General features: G+C 53.3%; 3 protein-coding genes. 2 read left to right on the top strand and 1 reads right to left on the bottom strand.

What is annotated here, in order from left to right; all coding sequences use genetic code 11:
• Positions 1 to 93 precede the first annotated feature (93 nt).
• The gene (locus DQG23_RS41555; RefSeq protein ID WP_113036946.1) at positions 94 to 1,026 is read right to left on the bottom strand and encodes a cation diffusion facilitator family transporter; all 933 of its coding nucleotides are present in this window, start codon (positions 1,024 to 1,026) and stop codon (positions 94 to 96) included.
• Positions 1,027 to 1,419: 393 nt separating this feature from the next.
• Here DQG23_RS41555 and secG point away from each other — a divergent pair, with 393 nt between their 5' ends.
• Positions 1,420 to 1,656 (top strand): preprotein translocase subunit SecG, encoded by a 237-nt coding sequence (gene secG, locus DQG23_RS41550; protein ID WP_113036944.1) that lies wholly within the window; start codon positions 1,420 to 1,422, stop codon positions 1,654 to 1,656.
• A gap of 132 nt (positions 1,657 to 1,788) precedes the next feature.
• Positions 1,789 to 4,075: ribonuclease R (gene rnr, locus DQG23_RS41545; protein ID WP_113036945.1), on the top strand; the 2,287-nt coding region annotated here is incomplete at its 3' end.

Raw genomic sequence — 4,075 nt, 5'->3', positions numbered from 1 at the left:
GCACCCCTTAGATTCATCGGATTAACCTAGGGGGTTTTCCAATGTCTATTCTAAGGGGTGCACTTCAGTAAGGTGAGGAGGTCTTTTTTGTGCTTAACGGCTTTCGACCGGAGTCCAGTTCTTAACGCCGTTATCTTCAATAATGCCGAGCGTAACGTCCGTGATGTCCGGATCCCGCAGCAGCGCATCCCGCACTTTGAATTTGATGTCGTCGGCGTCTGCGAGCGATAATCCTTGCTTAAGCTCGATCATGCCGTCGACATGATAATAGCGGCCTTCCTGCAGCACGCGAAGCTGGTAAATATCCGTTACGTTATGATCGGAGAAAATGATTTTGGCCACGCGATCCTCGATATCCTGCGGCGCAGAGACGCCGATCAGCCCAACCATGTTGTCGTAGCCGACGCGGAAAGCGACAACGATCATCAGCAAGCCGATGGCTATCGTAACGACGCCGTCCATCGCGGCAAATGCGGTAAGGCTTGTCACGATTACCGCGGCCAGCGCCAGCACGGCTCCCGTCGTTGCAACCAAGTCCTCATAAAACACAAGGCGAGTGGGCGGCGCGGCGCGTTTTACATTGGCAAAAGCTGCTCGTACAACTGCAAAGCCTTTGGCATGCACTCTCGCTTCATGGACGATTTCCTTCATCGCCTTGTACAGAACGACTCCGTCGACAACAATGGAAAGCAGCAGCACGATAAGATTAAGCCAAAAGCCCGATGCGATCACCGGATGCTGGAGCAAGTGAATCCCTTCGCGAATCGTCTCGTAAGCCATGATCGTCACGACGATAACCGCGACCATACAAAAAATGTTAATGACGCGCCCGAAGCCGGTAGGAAACCTGCGTGTCGGTTTTTTCTCCGCCAGCACGCTGCCTGCAAAAACGAACGCCTGATTGACCGCGTCCGCCACCGAGTGCATCGTCGATGCGAACATGGCGCCGTTGCCTGTCAGGGCTGCTGCAATACCTTTTACGATGGCGATAAAGGTGTTGCCGATCGCTGCCGAGGCGGATGACATATTGCCTTTTTTGATTAAGATCCATAAGGGAATGCGTTCTTGTCCGGCTTCCAAAGGGTAATCCTCCCAAAAAGTGGTTTATGATTTCTTAGTATATAATAAACACCGCGTAGTTGTATGCTGTTGTTTTCAGCATCTGCAGTCTCATTCCGAACTATTCTGCAGAATTTCTTGATTTTGCCGCTCGATTGCCCGTACAAGCCTCGTTGTAATCGTAAACAAGCTGTGGTACAATGTTTGTATTGTCTGTTTTATTGGAAACCTATGCCCAGTTTGTGAGTTTGTGCAAACGGATTTGCGCCTACCGTTAATGGGACGGGCCGTTTCGGCTGACCGGCCATTGCGTTTATGACAATATGACTTTGTAAGGTGAATGCTGAGGGGGATTAGTCGATGGCTGTTGTAATCAAAGTTTTGCTGATCATCGTTTCGCTCGGATTGATTGCCATTGTTCTGCTGCAGAAAGGGAAAAGCGCCGGACTTTCCGGAGCGATTTCGGGCGGAGCTGAGCACTTGTTCGGTAAACAGAAGGCGCGCGGTCTTGATCTGCTGCTATCGCGGTTGACGATGGTGCTTGCCGGATTGTTTATTATTTTATCTTTGCTCTTGGCTTACTTCGTAAAAGAATGATACAGTGAACTTGTAAACGGCAGGGGGGCGTCTCCTGCTGTTTTTTTGTTGATGAAACGTCGCGGCTTTGGTATAAAATACCGTTTGGCCGGCAGCATCCTGGCGCATACTAGAAGGTAGAGGGTGATGATTATGGTAACGGAGCAGGAATTGCTCGATTTTATGAAAGAAAAAGCTTATAAACCGATGACGTACCACGAGTTGGAGAATCATTTTAACATTGAGGGCGCGGAGGATTTCAAAAATTTTCTGAAGCTTTTAAACCAGCTCGAGGATAGCGGGCAAATCATACGCACCAGAAGCGAGCGGTACGGTATTCCGGAGAGAATGAATTTGCTTCGCGGACGGCTTCAGGCGCATGCCAAAGGCTTCGGCTTCCTCATTCCGGAGGATAAGAGCCATCCGGACGTATATATTCATGCGAACGATATGGGTGGCGCCATGAACGGCGATACCGTACTCGCGCGTCTGTCCAAAGGCGGTCAAGGCGGCAAGCTCGAAGGCGAAGTTGTGCGCGTAGTTACGCGTGCCAATACGCAGGTAGTGGGTACATACGAGGATTATGAAACATACGGTTTTGTCATTCCCGACGATAAAAGGCTGTCCCGCGATTTGTTCGTTCCTAAACAATCTTCGATGGGAGCGGTAAGCGGGCAGAAGGTTGTCGCGACGATCGTCAGCTATCCGGAAGGACGCGCGGCGGCGGAAGGCGAAGTCATCGAGATCTTGGGTCATAAGGACGATCCCGGCGTCGATATAATCGCGATTATCCGTAAGTTTATGCTGCCGGAAGCGTTTCAAGATGAAGTCATGCACGAGTCCGATACCGTGCCGGACAGCATCAGCGAAGACGAGCTGAAGGGCAGACGCGATTTGCGCGGCAAGCGGATCGTCACGATCGACGGCGAAGACGCCAAGGATTTGGACGATGCGGTTAATGTGGAGCAACTGCCGAACGGCAACTATTTGCTGGGCGTTCATATCGCCGACGTAAGCTACTACGTGCGCGAAAATTCCGCGCTCGATCGCGAGGCCTATAACAGGGGCTGCAGCGTTTACCTGGTTGACCGGGTTATTCCGATGCTGCCGCACCGGCTGTCGAACGGGATATGCAGCTTGAACCCGCAGGTCGACCGGCTGACCATGTCATGTGAGATGGAAATCGATGCGGATGCGAACGTGGTGCGTCACGATATTTTTACAAGCGTCATTAATACGACGGAGCGGATGACTTACACGAACGTCCGTAAAATTTTGACAGGCGAAGCGGAAGAAGAGCTGCTTGAGCGGTACGCCGGTTTGGTAGACGATTTCCGCCTGATGGAGAAGCTGGCCATGAAGCTGCGTTCCAAAAGGATGCGGCGCGGCGCCATCGATTTCGATTTTCAGGAATCGAAAATTTTGGTCGATGCGAACGGCAAGCCGACGGACATCGTCAAGCGGGAACGTTCGATTGCCGAGATGATTATCGAAGAGTTCATGCTGAAGGCGAACGAGACGGTTGCCGAGCATTTTTACTGGTTGAAGGTGCCTTTCCTGTATCGGATTCACGAAGACCCGGACGGCGAGAAGTTGATGAACTTCATGACGTTTATCGCGAATTTCGGCTATGTCGTGCGCGGCAAAGGGAATACGGTGCATCCGCGGGCGCTACAATCGCTGCTTGAGGAGATTAAGGGGACCAAAGAAGAGACGGTCATCAGCACCGTGCTGCTTCGTTCCATGAAGCAGGCGCGCTATGAAGCGGAGAGCCTCGGTCACTTCGGACTCGCGGCGGAGTATTATTCACATTTTACGTCGCCGATCAGGCGGTATCCGGATTTGATCATTCATCGCGTTATCCGCGAGGTGCTAGAAGCCGGGGCGCTTTCGGAAGCGCGGCATGAGAATTTGACTGCCAGAATGGCGGATATCGCCCGCCAATCGTCTGAGCGCGAACGTGTAGCCGTCGAAGCGGAGCGGGAGACCGATGCGCTGAAGAAGGCCGAGTTCATGCTCGATAAGATCGGCTTCGAGTTCGAGGGGATCATCAGCAGCGTGACTAATTTCGGCGTTTTCGTCGAATTGGAAAATACGGTCGAGGGCTTGATTCGGCTGAGCGATATGGTCGACGATTATTACCATTATCACGAAATGCAGCATGCGCTTATCGGCGAGCGGACGTCGAAGGTTTACCGGATCGGCGACGAAGTGAAGGTGCGCGTGACGCGCGTGAATATGGAGGACCATACGATCGATTTCGAGATGGTCGATACGAAGCCGCGCGGGCAAAAGATGAACTTCGTAGACCGCCCGAGGGGCGGCGGTGCGGAGCGCGGCGCGGGCCGCGGGCGCAGCGGTCGCCGCGATGGCGGCGGCAGTGAAGCCGCCAGCTTCGGCGGAGCCGGGCGCGGCGCGCGCGGACGCCGCGGCGAAGGCC

It is taken from the genome of Paenibacillus contaminans (genome assembly GCF_003285015.1).
GTDB classification, from domain to species: Bacteria; Bacillota; Bacilli; order Paenibacillales; family NBRC-103111; genus Paenibacillus_V; species Paenibacillus_V contaminans.
Note: the sequence above shows the minus strand (reverse complement) of the source record. Positions and strands in the feature narration are given on the sequence as shown.

What these genes read in the sequence shown, in the direction of transcription:
- DQG23_RS41555 (WP_113036946.1), bottom strand. Translation starts at nt 1,026, where the DNA reads ATGTCATCCGCCTCGGCAGCGATCGGCAACACCTTTATCGCCATCGTA.
- secG (WP_113036944.1), top strand. Translation starts at nt 1,420, where the DNA reads ATGGCTGTTGTAATCAAAGTTTTGCTGATCATCGTTTCGCTCGGATTG.